Source organism: Streptomyces sp. CNT360, from assembly GCF_000424785.1.
Genome location: NZ_KE384245.1, coordinates 232062 through 247377, shown reverse-complemented (window position 1 = coordinate 247377; position 15316 = coordinate 232062). Strand labels below are relative to the sequence as shown.

General features: G+C 70.7%; 12 protein-coding genes. 6 read left to right on the top strand and 6 right to left on the bottom strand.

The window, feature by feature from the left end; translation table 11 throughout:
* Nucleotides 1-69 precede the first annotated feature (69 nt).
* From H297_RS0130395 to H297_RS0130380, 4 genes are all read right to left on the bottom strand, one after another.
* The gene (locus tag H297_RS0130395) at nucleotides 70-648 is read right to left on the bottom strand and encodes a TerD family protein (protein WP_027740136.1); all 579 of its coding nucleotides are present in this window, start codon (nucleotides 646-648) and stop codon (nucleotides 70-72) included.
* A 202-nt stretch (nucleotides 649-850) separates the two neighbouring features.
* On the bottom strand, nucleotides 851-1426 hold the full coding sequence (locus tag H297_RS0130390; protein WP_027740135.1) for a TerD family protein: 576 nt from the start codon (nucleotides 1424-1426) through the stop codon (nucleotides 851-853).
* Nucleotides 1427-1683: 257 nt separating this feature from the next.
* Nucleotides 1684-2142, bottom strand: coding sequence for a peroxiredoxin (locus H297_RS0130385; RefSeq protein ID WP_027740134.1), 459 nt, complete (start codon nucleotides 2140-2142; stop codon nucleotides 1684-1686).
* 788 nt (nucleotides 2143-2930) lie between these two features.
* On the bottom strand, nucleotides 2931-3368 hold the full coding sequence (locus H297_RS0130380; protein WP_027740133.1) for a DUF3052 domain-containing protein: 438 nt from the start codon (nucleotides 3366-3368) through the stop codon (nucleotides 2931-2933).
* A gap of 509 nt (nucleotides 3369-3877) precedes the next feature.
* Between H297_RS0130380 and aceE the strand changes: the two genes are divergently transcribed.
* Nucleotides 3878-6622, top strand: coding sequence for a pyruvate dehydrogenase (acetyl-transferring), homodimeric type (gene aceE, locus H297_RS0130375; RefSeq protein WP_027740132.1), 2745 nt, complete (start codon nucleotides 3878-3880; stop codon nucleotides 6620-6622).
* A 160-nt stretch (nucleotides 6623-6782) separates the two neighbouring features.
* Here the strand turns inward: aceE and H297_RS0130370 are convergent, their stop codons facing one another.
* Together H297_RS0130370 and H297_RS0130365 are read right to left on the bottom strand one after the other, a co-directional pair.
* Nucleotides 6783-7268: a peptidase inhibitor family I36 protein gene (locus H297_RS0130370; protein ID WP_027740131.1), complete on the bottom strand. Its 486-nt coding sequence runs from the start codon at nucleotides 7266-7268 to the stop codon at nucleotides 6783-6785.
* 540 nt (nucleotides 7269-7808) lie between these two features.
* Nucleotides 7809-9425, bottom strand: a complete 1617-nt coding sequence (locus tag H297_RS0130365; protein ID WP_027740130.1) for an MFS transporter — start codon at nucleotides 9423-9425, stop codon at nucleotides 7809-7811.
* Between the two features lie 141 nt (nucleotides 9426-9566).
* Here H297_RS0130365 and H297_RS0130360 point away from each other — a divergent pair, with 141 nt between their 5' ends.
* The 5 genes from H297_RS0130360 to H297_RS0130340 all read left to right on the top strand — a co-directional run bounded on the left by H297_RS0130360 (nucleotide 9567) and on the right by H297_RS0130340 (nucleotide 15135).
* Nucleotides 9567-10202 (top strand): TetR family transcriptional regulator, encoded by a 636-nt coding sequence (locus tag H297_RS0130360; RefSeq protein ID WP_027740129.1) that lies wholly within the window; start codon nucleotides 9567-9569, stop codon nucleotides 10200-10202.
* 255 nt (nucleotides 10203-10457) lie between these two features.
* Complete coding sequence (locus tag H297_RS39230) at nucleotides 10458-11822, top strand: alpha/beta hydrolase (RefSeq protein ID WP_078514834.1); 1365 nt, start codon at nucleotides 10458-10460, stop codon at nucleotides 11820-11822.
* 138 nt (nucleotides 11823-11960) lie between these two features.
* Nucleotides 11961-12839, top strand: coding sequence for a DUF4429 domain-containing protein (locus H297_RS0130350; RefSeq protein ID WP_027740128.1), 879 nt, complete (start codon nucleotides 11961-11963; stop codon nucleotides 12837-12839).
* Complete coding sequence (locus H297_RS39225; RefSeq protein WP_078514832.1) at nucleotides 12836-14401, top strand: histidine kinase; 1566 nt, start codon at nucleotides 12836-12838, stop codon at nucleotides 14399-14401. The genes H297_RS0130350 and H297_RS39225 overlap by 4 nt, the downstream gene beginning before the upstream one ends.
* Nucleotides 14398-15135, top strand: coding sequence for a response regulator transcription factor (locus H297_RS0130340; RefSeq protein WP_051352295.1), 738 nt, complete (start codon nucleotides 14398-14400; stop codon nucleotides 15133-15135). Before H297_RS39225 ends, H297_RS0130340 begins: the two co-directional genes overlap by 4 nt.
* Nucleotides 15136-15316: the final 181 nt, after the last annotated feature.

Below are 15316 nucleotides of genomic sequence, written 5' to 3'. Positions count from 1 at the left end.
GTGTTCACAAGGCGTCGTGTCGCCTGAGCCGACTGTGACGCCGCGGGGCGCCGGAGACGTCAGTGGTGCTCAGGCGACATTGACGCCGAAGTCTAGAGCGATGCCCCGCAACCCCGATGCATACCCCTGGCCGACTGCACGGAATTTCCACTCCCCGTTATAGCGGTAGAGCTCACCGAAGATCATCGCCGTCTCCGAGGAAGCGTCCTCCGTCAGGTCGTAGCGGGCCAGTTCGACCCCGTCCTGCTGGTTGACGACCCGGATGTAGGCGTCGGTCACCTGGCCGAAGGTCTGGTGCCGGTTCTCCGCATCGTAGATCGAGACGGGAAAGACGACCTTGTCGACCTGTGCAGGAACCAGGGAGAGGTCCACCAGCACCGTCTCGTCGTCCCCGCCGCCGGTGCCGCCGACCAGCTCGTCACCGGTGTGTTCGACGGAACCCTCGGGGCTCTTGAGGTTGTTGTAGAAGATGAAGTACTCGTCGCCCAGGACACGGCCGCCGGAACACAGCAGGGCGCTCGCGTCGAGATCGAAGTCGGCACCCGTCGTGGAACGGGCCTTCCAGCCCAGGCCGATCTGCACCTGGGTCAGGTTCGGTGCGGCCTTCGAGAGGGAGACGTTCCCCCCCTTGGCGAGCGTCACGCTCATGTTCGGTGATCCTCTCCGGCTGGCGACGCGACCGGTACCGGTGCGCGCCGCGCTGCCTCCAGTGTGTCCGTGCCACCAGGCGCCGCACACCTCCCGGTTACGGAAGTCTGCGGCGCCCGTGGCTGCCGGTTCCTGGCAGAAGCGCCCCGCCGGCCCGTCCACTCGTGGGCCGCGGGGCGCGACATGCCCTTCCGGGTGTCCTTCAGACGTTCACCCCGAAGTCCTGCGCGATGCCGCGCAGACCCGACGCGTAGCCCTGGCCGATGGCGCGGAACTTCCACTCGGCACCGTGCCGGTAGAGCTCCCCGAAGACCATGGCGGTCTCCGTCGACGCGTCCTCGCTGAGGTCGTAGCGCGCCAGCTCGTTGTTGTCCGCCTGGTTCACGACGCGGATGTAGGCGTTGCGCACCTGGCCGAAGCTCTGCTGGCGGCTCTCCGCCTCGTAGATGGAGACCGGGAAGACGATCTTCTCCACGTCCGCGGGGACCCCGGCGAGGTTCACCTTGATGACCTCGTCGTCCCCCTCGCCCTCACCGGTGAGGTTGTCCCCGGTGTGCTCCACCGAGCCGTCGGGGCTCTTGAGGTTGTTGAAGAACACGAAGTTCTGGTCGGATCCGACCTTGCCCTCGGCGTTCGTCAGCAGGGCGCTTGCGTCGAGGTCGAAGTCGGCGCCGGTGGTCGTACGCGCGTCCCAGCCCAGACCGACGATGACCGCCGTCAGGTTCGGTGCCTCCTTGGTCAGCGAGACGTTGCCGCCCTTGCTGAGGCTGACTCCCACGAGTCCTCCTGGTCAGTTGTTCGTGAGGAGCACTGCGTGCCCCCGTTTCGGATTGCCGTCAGATCAACGATTCGATCCTAGTGAGCGGTTCCCCGGGACACAGCCCTCTTACGGAGGGGATCCGGGGTTGTTCCGTGCGTCACCGGGGGCGCCGGGAGGCGCTGCCCCGGCGCGGCGGGACGGCGGCCGTACGCAACGGTGCACGCCCGCGTGCGACTCCGCACCACCGCGACCGCCACGCTCGGTGACAGCCGCGATCAGAGGTTCTCGAGAGCCTTGACGTAGTCGTCGAGGTCCCGCGCATCGGGCAGACCGTTGACGACGGTCCAGCGCACGACGCCCTCCTTGTCGATGATGAAGGTGCCGCGCACCGCGCAGCCCTTCTCCTCGTCGAAGACGCTGAAGGCTCGCGAGGCCTCACCGTGCGGCCAGAAGTCCGACAGCAGCGGGTACTCCAGACCCTCCTGCTCCGCGAAGACCCGCAGCGCGAAGGGGGAGTCGTTGGAGACGGCCAGCAGCTGCACGTCGTCGTTGACGAACTTCGGCAGCTCGTCCCGCAGGGCGCACAGCTCGCCGGTGCACACCCCGGTGAAAGCGAACGGGTAGAAGAGCAGGACGACGTTCTTCTTGCCCTGGAAGTCGGAGAGCCGCACGGTCTGGCCGTGCTGGTCCTTGAGCTCGATGTCGGGGGCCTTGGTGCCGGCCTCGATCGCCATGTCGCGATCCCTTCGGTAAGCGGGACAAAGACGCTCCCACCCTATGACCGCCCTCCCACCGGGCCCGCCCCGGTCCTGTCCCGCCACGAACGCCGACCACGCCGAGGGTCCCGACCGGTCATGGGCACGTGCCGCTCGGTCCTGGCCACTGATCGTCACCCGCGCACCGGCCCGGCCGGTCGCGGGCCCGCCGTGGATCGTCCGGAGCGCGGCGGTGCACTCCCCCGGGCCCCGCCGACGAGCGGCCTCGGAGCCCTGGGCCTGAGCGGAAGGCAGCCCCCGGGAGCCCCGGGCGGAAGAGGGCACGCGCACCCGGCAGCGCAGGGCGAGCTGAAGGCAGGAGAACAGGTCGAGCCCCCGACGCCATGGGGCCCAGGCCGGAAGGAGGACGCCCAGCAGCCGCCTGTCCCTTCCACGAGAGCCCGCAGGAGACCGGGCCCCCGCAGGAGCTGCCGGGGCGGACTCGTCACTCGGTCGGGGTTCCGGCCGTGCCGCAGGCGCGGGGAACCGCCCCCGTGGTGGCCTCGGGCGTGTACCGCGAGGCAGGGCGCCGAGTGCGGATGCGGGGAGGGAGGCCAGGCCCGCACCGACACGGGCCGACAAAAGCCCCCCGCAGCGGAGCCTGGCGCGCAGGGGGCGTCTCAGGAGGCGGGCCGCCTGGCTCCCGCTACTCCCTGCACGGACGGCACGGAGCGCGGGGCCCGGACCCGCACGGCGACAGCGTGGCGATACGGCGACATGGGATGCAACAACACGATGCACCGCACCGGCACACTGTCAGTGACTGATCAGCGCTTGTTCGGAGCGCCCTTCGGGGTGACCAGGCGACTGCCCGTCCAGTCCTTGGCGGCGTTGAAGCTCTTCGTCTGGGAGAGCCCCGCGGTCTTGGACGCCTCACCGATCTCGCTGGGCTCCACGTAGCCCTCGCGCCCCGTCTTCGGGGTGAGCAGCCAGACGGGGGCACCCTCGTCGATCATCGTGATCGCGTCCACCAGCGCGTCCGTCAGATCACCGTCCTCGTCGCGGAACCACAGCACCACGGCGTCGGCCACATCGCCGTAATCCTCGTCGACCAGCTCCGTGCCGGTGATCTCCTCGATGGACTCGCGGAGCTCCTGGTCGACGTCGTCGTCGTAGCCGATCTCCTGGACCACCTGTCCGGGCTGGAAACCCAGCCTTGCGGCGGGGTTGGTCCGCTCCTCCGCGTGGTCCGCGGTCGCGCTCACGGATTGCCTCCAGTCGTGTCTTGCGAATATGGGGTTGCACCACGCGCGTACGCGAGGCATGGGCCGTAGTCCACACGGGCGGGCCGGATCACGCAAGTACCCGACCGTCGATCCCGCCCAAACGTTGACGTCTCATCCCACAATGCCTGATCGAGAGTGGTTCAGGCCACATTGCGGACGCCGCGATCCGCCAGGTTTGCCCCGGCTGAGGCGGGGGAGCCGTAGGGGATGCACCCGGGGCCGAACGAACGTTTGGGGTGGTGGGAGCGGAGAGCGGGCCCGCAACCCCGCGGGGCGTAAGGTGACGGTTTCACCCGTCTCGTCACCTCCGTGCAGCCCGGCCTTCGCCTACTTCGACGACGAGCCGGGTTACCACTCGGTACAGATGACGTCACAGCACCGGCGGTACACGATGGAGGCGCCGCGAGGCTCCCTCCGGCAGGAGAGCACGGTGTGCGCCGCCGTCCAGCTCGCAGAGCACCACCCGACCCACACAGCGAAGGAACAGCGTGGCTTCCGGATCCGATCGCACCCCGATCATCATTGGCGGCCTTCCCAGCCAGGTCCCGGACTTCGACCCCGAAGAGACGCAGGAGTGGCTCGACTCGCTCGACGCAGCCGTCGACGAGCGTGGCCGGGAACGCGCCCGCTACCTCATGCTCCGGCTCATCGAGCGCGCCCGCGAGCAGCGGGTGTCCGTGCCGGAGATGCGCAGCACGGACTACGTCAACACCATCGCGACCAAGGACGAGCCCTTCTTCCCCGGTAACGAGGAGATCGAGCGCAAGGTCCTCAACGCGACCCGCTGGAACGCGGCCGTCATGGTCTCGCGCGCCCAACGGCCCGGCATCGGCGTCGGCGGCCACATCGCCACCTTCGCCTCCTCCGCCTCGCTCTACGACGTGGGCTTCAACCACTTCTTCCGGGGCAAGGACGAGGGGGACGGCGGCGACCAGGTCTTCTTCCAGGGGCACGCCTCCCCCGGCATCTATGCCCGCGCCTACCTGCTCGACCGGCTCACCGAGGAGCAGCTGGACGGGTTCCGGCAGGAGAAGAGCAAGGGCCCGAACGGGCTCTCCAGCTATCCGCATCCGCGCTCGATGCCGGACTTCTGGGAGTTCCCCACCGTCTCCATGGGGCTCGGTCCGATCGGCGCCATCCACCAGGCGCGGATGAACCGCTACATGGAGGCGAGGGGCATCGCCGACACCTCCAAGTCGCGGGTGTGGGCGTTTCTCGGTGACGGCGAGATGGACGAGCCCGAGTCGCTCGGCCAGCTCTCCCTGCCGGCCCGGGAGGGGTTGGACAACCTCACCTTCGTCATCAACTGCAACCTTCAGCGCCTCGACGGGCCCGTCCGCGGCAACGGCAAGGTCATGCAGGAGCTGGAGTCCTATTTCCGGGGCGCGGGCTGGAACGTGATCAAGCTGGTGTGGGACCGCTCCTGGGACCCGCTGCTGGCCCAGGACCGGGACGGTGTGCTGGTCAACAAGCTCAACACCACTCCCGACGGCCAGTTCCAGACGTACGCCACGGAGAGCGGCGCCTACATCCGCGAGCACTTCTTCGGCGGTGACCAGCGGCTGCGCACGATGGTCGAGAACATGACCGACGATCAGCTGCTGCACCTGGGCCGCGGCGGCCACGACCACCGCAAGGTCTATGCCGCCTACAAGGCCGCGGCCGAGCACAAGGGACAGCCGACCGTCATCCTGGCGCAGACGATCAAGGGATGGACGCTGGGCCCCAACTTCGAGGGCCGCAACGCCACGCACCAGATGAAGAAGCTGACGGTCGACGATCTCAAGGGCTTCCGCGACCGGCTGCACCTGCCGATCCCCGACAAGGAGCTGGAGTCCGGGCTGCCGCCCTATTACCACCCGGGCCGCGACTCGGAGGAGATCCAGTACATGCACGACCGCCGCAAGGAGTGCGGTGGCTACGTGCCTACGCGGATCAACCGCGCCAAGCCGCTGAGGCTTCCGGACGACAAGGCCTACGCGACCCTGAAGAAGGGGTCCGGTCAGCAGCAGATCGCCACCACGATGGCGTTCGTACGGCTGTTGAAGGACCTGATGCGCGACAAGGAGATCGGCAAACGGTTCGTGCCGATCGCGCCGGACGAGTACCGCACGTTCGGAATGGACTCCTTCTTCCCCTCGGCGAAGATCTACAACCCGCTGGGGCAGCTCTACGAGTCCGTGGACCGCGAACTGCTGCTCGCCTACAAGGAGTCGCCCACCGGTCAGATGCTGCACGACGGCATCTCCGAGGCGGGCTGCACCGCGGCGGCCATCGCCGCAGGGTCGGCCTATGCCACCCACGGCGAGCCGCTCATCCCGATCTACGTCTTCTACTCGATGTTCGGTTTCCAGCGGACCGGTGACCAGTTCTGGCAGATGGGTGACCAGCTCGCCCGCGGCTTCGTGCTGGGTGCCACCGCCGGTCGCACCACCCTCACCGGCGAGGGCCTGCAGCACGCCGACGGTCACTCGCAGCTGCTGGCCTCGACCAACCCGGCGGTGGTTGCCTACGACCCGGCGTTCGGCTTCGAGATCGCCCACATCGTCCAGGACGGGTTGCGGCGGATGTACGGCTCCAGCGAGGAGCATCCGCAGGGCGAGGACGTCTTCTACTACCTGACCGTCTACAACGAGCCGATCCAGCAGCCGGCCGAGCCGGAGAACGTGGACGTGGAGGGCATCCTCAAGGGGCTCTACCGCTACCGGGCGGGCGAGCGGGGCTCCCATGCCGCGCAGATCCTCGCCTCGGGCGTGGCCATGCCCTGGGCGCTGGAGGCGCAGCGCGTCCTGGCCGACGAGTGGGACGTGAAGGCCGACGTGTGGTCGGCCACGTCGTGGAACGAACTGCGGCGCGACGCGGTCGCCATCGAGGAGCACAATCTGCTGCACCCGGAGGAGGAGCAGGGCGTCCCCTATGTCACCCGCGCGCTGCAGGGCGCCGAGGGGCCCAAGGTCGCGGTCTCCGACTGGATGCGGGGCGTGCCGGACCAGATCGCCCGCTGGGTGCCGGGCACCTACCAGTCGCTGGGTGCGGACGGGTTCGGCTTCGCCGACACCCGTGGTGCGGCGCGGCGCTTCTTCCACATCGACGCCCAGTCGATCGTGCTGGGGGTGCTGACCGAGCTGGCCAGGGAAGGGAAGGTCGACCGCTCCGCCCTCAAGCAGGCCATCGACCGGTACCGGCTGCTGGAGGTGGCGGCGGATCCGGGCACGGCCGGCGGCGACGCCTGAGCCGGCTTCCCGATGCCGGGTGCCGGCCCGCTTGCGGTGCCACCACCTGAAGCGGTTCCGGCCGTGCGGCCGGGTGCCTCCCGCCACGGGACGGCACCCGGCCGCACGCAGGTGCGGAGCGGCGGCACCCGCCGGGTTCCGCGTGCGCGCGGGGCGCATCTCAGTGTTCCCAGACCTTGAACGCGCGTGCCTTGTACGGCAGTTCCGGCGTCCAGGAGCCCGACGGGTAGGTGTTGAACTCCGCCGTCTCCGCGCACTCCTCGCTCTGGTAGAGCGTGACCGGGCGGCCCGTGCGGTTGGCCGCCGAGGTGGCAGCGGCCCCGCCCGGCAGCGGTGTGCAGCTTTCGATGTCGACCTTGCGCAGTTCGTAGGTCTGCTGCTTGCCGTGGAAGCGGGTTCCGCCCCACAGGCACAGCTCGCCCGTCCCGCACTTACCCAGTTCCTGACGCGCGCTCCGCCGGTCCGGTGCCGCCGACGACCGCGCGGAGGACGCCTTCGCGTGAGCGGCCTTGCTGTCGGCGGCCTTGGCATCGGCCGCCCTGGTGTCGGCCGCCCTGGTGTCGGGCGCCTTCGCCACCGTCGGCACCGCGCCGATCGGTTGGGCGGCCGCCGTGAGAGCGGCCACCGCCAGCGCAGCGGCGGTCACCGCGACCGCCCTCGTCCTGAGACCGCCTCGGCCCGTCAGGCCTGGCCAACTCTTCGGGCCCCGCACGTCCTGTGCGCCCCGCCCACTGTGCGTACCCCGCACTTCGCGCATGCCTCGCATGCTGACCACTCCCCCCCTCATGGCCGGGCATCCGATCGCCCGGCGTGTGATCAGCATGTGGGCACCGCGGAGAGGCCGCCAAGAGCAAACGGCCCGGTTCACCAGGACAGGTGGCGGAGTTATCCACAACCCCTGAGTTGTCCACCGTCCTCGACCCACCGGGACGCCGCCACGCCCCACCGGGCAGCCCTGTCAGACCGCTAACGCACCCGCGCCGAGACGCTGAGCGCACCTCACACGCGAGGCGCCCCGTCACCAAGCCCCCGGGCGCCCCGTGCGAGCTCTCCCGTCGAACGCGGGCCGCCACGTCCTCCCCGTACCGCCGCGTCAGCAGCGCGCCCGCACCACTGCACGACGCCCCGCACCGGGAGGTGCGGGGCGTGGCGGTGACGGTGGCCTTCGCGGCGGCCGGGTACGGCGTCAGATGTGGACCGAAGGCCCCGCGTCGTTCGAGCCGCGGGAGGTGAAGATCGCGACACCGGCAGCGAGCACCGAGACGATGCCGGCGCAGATGAAGGCGAGACCCATGCCGGAGATGAAGGAGTCGTGCACCACGTGCTCGATCGCCTCGGTCATCCGCGCGGGGGTGCCCTTGGGCGCGGGCGGGGCCAGGCCCACCTCGGCGGCCTTCTTCAAGCCCGCCTCCTGCTGCGCGGGGAGGGGCGGCAGCTTGGCCTCGGCCCACTTCTGCGGCAGTTCGCTGCCCACGCGGGAGGCCATCACGGCGCCGAGCACGGCCGTGCCCAGACTGCCGCCGACCTGCATGGCGGCCTGCTGGAGGCCGCCGGCGACACCTGCGTGCTGAAGCGGCGCGTTGCCGACGATCACCTCGGTGGCGCCGACCATGACGGGTGCGAGCCCCAGGCCGAGGACGGCGAACCAGACCGAGGTGATGCCCATGCCGCTGTCGGCGTCCAGCGTGGAGAGGCCGAACATCGCGACGGCGGCCAGCACCATGGCGGCGACCAGCGGGATGCGCGGGCCCAGCTTCGTGATGACGGCGCCCGCCACCGGCGAGGCCACGATCATCATGGCCGTCAGCGGCAGCAGCCGCAGTCCGCTGTCCACCGGGGAGAGGCCGTTGACGTTCTGCAGGTAGAAGGTGACGAAGAAGATGCCGCCCATGAAGCCGAAGGCCATGAGCACCATCAGCACGGTTCCTGCGGTCAGCGGGACGGAACGGAACAGGCTCATGGGCAGGAGCGGTTCCGTGGCGCGGGTCTCCCAGAAGCCGAAGGCGACGAACGCCAGCAGCGAGACAGCCAGGAAGCCGATCGTCTTGGGGTCGCCCCAGTGCCACTCCGGGGCCTTGATGATGGCCCAGACGAGGCAGAACATCGCCACGGAGAGCAGGACCACGCCGGGCAGGTCGAAGGAGCGGGGAGCGTTCTCCGCGCGCCGGTCGAGCAGGAGCAGCAGACCCATCACCAGGGCGAGAGCGCCGACGGGGATGTTGATGAAGAAGACGGATTCCCAGTTGACGTGCTCGACCAGCAGACCGCCGACGATGGGACCGGCAGCCGTGGAGGCGCCGATGACCGCGCCCCAGATGCCGATGGCCGCGTTCAGCCGCTCGGCCGGGAACGAGGCACGCAGCAGACCGAGGGCCGCAGGCATCAGCAGCGCCCCGAATATGCCCTGGAACACGCGGAAGGTGACGACGAGCCCCACACTGCCGGAGATGCCGATGACCGCGGAGGCGGCGGCGAAGCCGACGACGCCGACGAGGAAGGTCTGGCGGTGGCCGAAGCGGTCACCGAGCTTGCCGGCGGTGATCAGCGCGACGGCGAGCGCAAGCAGGTAGCCGTTGGTGATCCACTGGACGTCGGACAGCGAAGCGCCCAGGTCCTTTTGGATGGCGGGGTTGGCGATGGCGACGATGGTGCCGTCGAGGGCGACCATGGTGACGCCGAAGGCGACGGTGACGAGGGTCAGCCACGGATGCCCGCGCAGCCCCTTTCGGGTGCTTGCCCCTCCGCCTTCGGGGCCTGCTGGATCCGGCGCGCCGTGCGCGACGGTGCTGGTCTGGGTGCTCATGGGCGCGAGACTAATGACAGCCGCTGACAATTGACAAACCAAATTATTAGCCGGTAAATGTCAATCCGCGCTCACGTATCGTGAGCGGACCGCCGGAGTCCGGCACGGCAGTGGAAGTCCGGCACAGGAGAGGAAGGGTCCTTGACGGGTCTGCGTGAACGGAAGAAACAGCGCACACGGGACGCCCTGGTGGTGGCGGCCCACGAACTCTTCGTCACGCAGGGGTACGACAGCACCACCGTCGACCAGATCGCCGAAGCCGTCGATGTCTCCCAGCGCACCTTCTTCCGCTACTTCGCCAACAAGGAGGAAGTCGCGCTCTTCGTACAGGACATGGTCGAGGCGTGTTTCTACGAGGCGGTGTCCGACAGCCCGTGGGACCAGCCGCCGCTGGAGTTCCTGCGGCGCACCCTCGACGACGTCTGGGACGCCGTCGGCAGCTCCGTCGAGGAGGTCGTCCCGCTGGACCTGCACCTGAAGATGTGCCAGGTCGTCGAGACGACACCCTCCTTGCTGGCCGCACACCTGCGGCATTCGCTGCTGATGGAGGAGAAGCTCGTCCAGGAGATCGCCCGGCGTACGGGAGTGGACCCGCAGACGGATTCGCGGCCCCGCGTCCTGGTGGCGGCATTCACCGGAGTGATGCGTGCGGCAGCCCGGCAGTGGGGCATGCGCGACGGCGCGTCCCTGGAGACCGCGCGCGAGGTCACCCGCGAGTACGTGGCGCAACTGGGCCCCGCCCTCACCGCCGACTGGGGCCGACCGCACCGCGCGTAGCCCTTCCCTCGACGGCCTTCCCCTGCAACGGCTCCCGGCATCCGTCCGTCCGGGGCTGCGAGAGCCGTCCGGTGCGACTGCGTGAGCCTCCCCGTCACGGCACCGCGGCTCTGCCTCTCTTAGTTGCGCAGGGTGACCGCTTTCCCATGGAGATCAGCCGCACTGCCCGAACACCCGTTATGAAACGTGAGATGACTCACCCGGAGCCGGTGTGGGTCCGGTCTCCCGGCAGGCATCTTTTAAGGTGTCGCCCCAGTGACTTACTTCTCCGCGTTCGGCAACCCGTTGTCCGGATCAGGACTCCCCCCGTCGGGAGCCCCGGGCAGCGCGGGCTGGCGGGCGCTGCTCGCCCTCGCGGTCGTCCTCGTCCTGCTGGTGACGACCGGGTGGACAGCGGTGCGCAGGCACCACCAGGACGACGGCCCCCGCGCGGCTGCCCTGCTGGCCTGGGAGAAGGGCTCCGTGGCGGGCCACCCGCTGCCGGACCCGGACGCGTCCGCGACACGGATCGCCCGGTACTTCGCCGCCCTCGACACGGCGCAGCGGCGCGCGCTCGCCCACCGCTACCCCCTGGTGGTCGGCAACCTCGCGGGTGCGCCCCTGGACCTGCGGTACCGCGCCAACCACCGGGCGCTGGAGCAGGCCCGGGCGGTGGAGCGCAAGCGGATGACGGACCAGCGGCTGACGGACGAGGGCCGCCAGGACGCCGGACAGCGGATGCACCGCTTCGCCTCGATGCTGCAGGGCGGCCGGCAGATCCTCGCTTTCGACCCCACCGGCCGCGGACACGCCGCCGAGGTCTTCGGGGACCTGGCACACGCCCAGCGCGTCTCCGTCGTCGTGCCCGGTGTCGACACCGAGCTGCTGACCTTCGAGAAGTCCGCCAAGCAGTACTCGGCGCCCGTCGGCATGGCGGCGTCCCTGCAACGCCAGGAGCGCACGAGCGCATCCGGCGTACGCACCGCGACCATCGCATGGGCCGACTACACGGCACCCGTCGGGCTCGGCGTCGATGCGGCGTCCGGCGAGCTCGCCCAGCAGGGCGCCGTACGACTGAACCGGCTCGTGCGAGCACTTCCGGTCACCTCCGCAGGGTCCGCTCCCAAGGTCTCGCTCGTCTGCCACAGCTACGGCTCCGTGGTCTGCGGTCTGGCCGCGGACGAACTGCCGAGCGCCGTCACCGACATCGCCGTGGCGGGCAGCCCGGGAATGCGCGCCGACACCGCCTCGGCGCTGGGCACCCGAGCGCATGTGTGGGCCATGCGGGACCGCGACGACTGGATCGCGGACGTCCCTCACATGGATGTCGGGGGCCTGGGGCACGGAGCCGATCCGGTCTCGACCGGTTTCGGCGCCCGGCGCATGTCCTCCGCCGGCTCGGTCGGCCACACCGGATACTTCGTCCCGCACACCCGCAGCCTCGCCAATCTGGCCGCCGTCGGGACCGGCTCCTACGACGAGATCACCTGCGCCGGGTCCGACCCGGACTGCTCCCTCATCCCCCGGCCGCGCGCCTCCGCCCGCAGTACCTCCGCGCAGTCCGCAGGCGAGCACAACGCCTCCCACCAGCACGCTTCGACGGGCGGCACCGCCTCGCGCCGTGCCGCCGAGCAGCGCTGAGACGCCCGCGCCGTGCGGCGGTACCGCCCCGAGCACACGCCCCTCACGGAAGCCGCCGCGCACCGGATCACCGCGCGTAGCGCGCCCGAGACCAGCAGAGGGGGGACGCGCGGGCAGCCGCCGCATACGATGGCCCACATGGGTGACGTACTGGCTGGAAACCACTCCACCTGGGAGTTCGATTCGGACTCCGTGCTCATCCGCTTCGAACGGGGAATCCGCACACCCAAGCTCTTTCAGGTGCTCGGAGAGCGGCGCATTCCGTACGAGGCGCTGAGCGCCGTCGAGCTTGCCCCCGGCAGCAAGCGCGGCACCGTCGTGCTGCGTGCCGTGCCCCGCCCGGGAGCCGATCCCCTGCTGGACGCGGCAGCCGGGCAGCTCAAGGACGGCAGCGACCCCTACCGCCTGGTGCTGCCCGCCGAGCGCGAGACGCTCGCCGACTACTACGCGACGGAGCTGCGCGCCGTGCTGCCGGAGGGGGCCGCGACACCCGCCGAGCAGTACCTGGTGGCCGCACCGCCCGCACCGCAGAGCTTCAAGGCGTACGACGGCAAGGCCTCCTTCGACGGCCAGGTCGTCGCCTTCCGCTGGTTCTGGACCGGTGCCTCCACCGCCAAGTGGAAGGCAGGCGACCAGTTCTTCCCCGTGGGCGAGCTGGAGGGCGTCGAGTGGCGCTCCCCGGAAGGGCTCAGCGGCCACCTGCGGCTGCGCCTGCGCGGGGCCGAGGTGCTCGCGGAGGCCGACCAGGACCCGGCCTCCGTGGTGTTCGGCCTCGGTTACGGTCCCGTCTACGAGTCGCTGCCGTTCGCCGCCGCGGTCCTGGAGGCGGTGCGCGCCGCCGAGCCCGTCATGGCGCTGGAAGGCGTCTGCGGGGCCGCCACCGCGGCCCCTCCGCCGCGCTCCGATCCGGCCGACGTGGCCGAGCGCATCCGTCACCTCGGGGAGCTGCACGACGCCGGCCTCCTGACCGACGAGGAGTTCACCGCCAAGAAAGCTCAGTTGCTGGCGGAACTGTGAGCACACACGCCCTCGTGTCCCGGCTCGGCGACGAGCTGCGCTCCCTGGGCACGGCTCTGGCCACCCCCGCGCCCTCCCGGGAATCCCTGCTGGCGCACGCCTCCTCCCGGTGGGTGCGCCGACTGCCCTACGTGGTGGCATGCGGCTTCACCCTCGTACTGCTGCCGTCCACCGCGCAGGTCCTCTCCGACGACTTCGGCCTCCAAGGAAGCTGGGCCGGGGTGCTGGGGGTGACACAGGCGGCGCCGCTGCTGCTGGCCGTGACCCGGCCGCTGCACGCCTGGTGGGTCATCTTCACCGCCGACACCGTCGGCGCGCTGATGCTGCTGGCTGCCGGCCACACCGCGGGCCACCCGTGGCCGTGGACGCCCATGGCGATGGTGGGCTACCTGGTGCTGTGCCTGGCGCTCGGCCTGCGGGAGAGCCGCCGCACCCTGCTGGCCGTCTGGCTGACCACCCTCGTCGTCTCCCTCGCCCTGGGGTTCCTCTCGCCGGCGCACAGCGACGGGACGAACGTCCTGCTGATCGTCCTCAGCGGTGCCACGCTGCTCCTCGGTGCCGCCTTGCGGGAGCGTGCCGAGGCGCAGCGCCGGCTGGCCGAACAGGAGACCATCAGCGAGACCGAACGCGCCCGGCGGACCCTGCTGGAAGAGCGCACCCGCATCGCACGCGAGCTGCACGACGTCGTCGCGCACCACATGTCGGTCATCAGCGTCCAGGCCGACAGCGCCCCGTACCGGATCGCGGAGATGCCGCCGCAGGCGTGCGAGGAGTTCGGCACCATCGCCGCCACGGCCCGCGAGTCGCTGACCGAGATGCGGCGCCTGCTGGGCGTGCTGCGCAGCGAGAGCGCCCAGGGCGAGCGGGCGCCCCAGCCGGGGCTGGAACAGCTGGACCAGCTCGTCGAGGCCACCGTACGGGCCGGAGTGCCCGCCGAACTGCACATGGACGTGCCCGCTGTGGAGGACGGCGAGCAGCCGGAGGAAGACAGCGGCAGGAGCGGCGAGGCCGGCGGACGGGACGAGGTCTCCGCGCCCGCCCAGACGGTCACCCTCTCGGTGTACCGCATCGTCCAGGAAGCACTGGCGAACGTGGTCCGGCACGCCCCCGGAGCGCCCACCCGGATCTCGGTGACCACTGCACCGGAGCGCGAAGAGACGACCCGCGGGAAAAAGGAAACCCGCAGGACTCGGAGGGTTCGCAGGGCGCACGGGGCCGACGGGGAGGGTGGCCCCGAAGGGCCCTGCCTGTCCGTCCTGGTCGTCAACGGGCCCTCCCCACTGCCGCAGGGTGCCCCGCTGGAGACTGCCGGGACCGGGCACGGCCTGGTGGGCATGCGCGAACGGGTGCGGCTGGTCGGCGGGGCGCTCGACGTCGGCCCGCTGCCGGACGGCGGCTTCCGCGTCGCCGCCCGGCTGCCGCTGCGACCACCGCCCCGGGTGGCCACGGAGCCGGACGGCATACGCGCAACAGGTGCGCCTCCCGCTGCGGGAGGCGTTGACCCGGCCGAACCCCCGCAGGGCACCACCACGACGGACACGAAGGACACACCCTCCGCATGAACGGCACCGGCGCTCCCGGCACCTATCCGGCATCCCGGGTGACCCGCGTGGTCATCGTCGACGACCAGGCCATGGTCCGGGCGGGTTTCGCCGCGCTGCTGGCCGCGCAGAGCGACATCGACGTCGTGGGCGAGGCCGCAGACGGTGCGGCGGGCGTCGACGTGTGCCGCAACGCGCACCCCGACGTCGTCCTGATGGACGTGCGGATGCCCCGCCTGAACGGTCTGGAGGCCGCACAGCACCTTCTCGATCCGCCGCGCGGCGTCACCCACCGGCCCAAAGTGCTGATGCTGACCACGTTCGACGTGGACGACTACGTCTACGAGGCCTTGCGGCTGGGGGCGAGCGGGTTCCTCCTCAAGGACGCGCCGCCCGCGGACCTCATCGCCGCGGTACGCGTGGTCGCCGAGGGCGAGGCCCTGCTGGCGCCCTCGGTGACCCGGCGGCTCATCGCGGAGTTCGCCCGGCAGCGCTCGGCGCGTCCCGCCACCCGCAAGGAGCGCGCCTCGTCGCCTCAGCTCCGGCTCACGGAACTCACCGAACGCGAGACCGAGGTGCTGGAACTGGTGGCGCGCGGACAGTCCAACCAGGAGATCGCCGCCTCCCTCGTCCTCGCGGAGCAGACGGTGAAGACCCATGTGAGCCGCATCTTCGCCAAGCTCGGTCTGCGGGACCGCGCGCAGGCGGTCGTCTTCGCGTACGAGTCGGGGCTCGTCGCCCCCGGGGAGCAGTAACCCCGCGCGCTGGGGCCCCCGCTCCCGGTTTGCCGACAACCGGTCCGACACCGACACCCTCCCGGTCCCCAGCGCTCGCTCCCCGGCGTCCAGTGCACCCACCGGTGACCGCTCGCCGCCCCGGGCCACCCTGTGTCCGGTCGCCACCGTGCTGGTCGCCACCGGTCCTGCTGCCACCAGC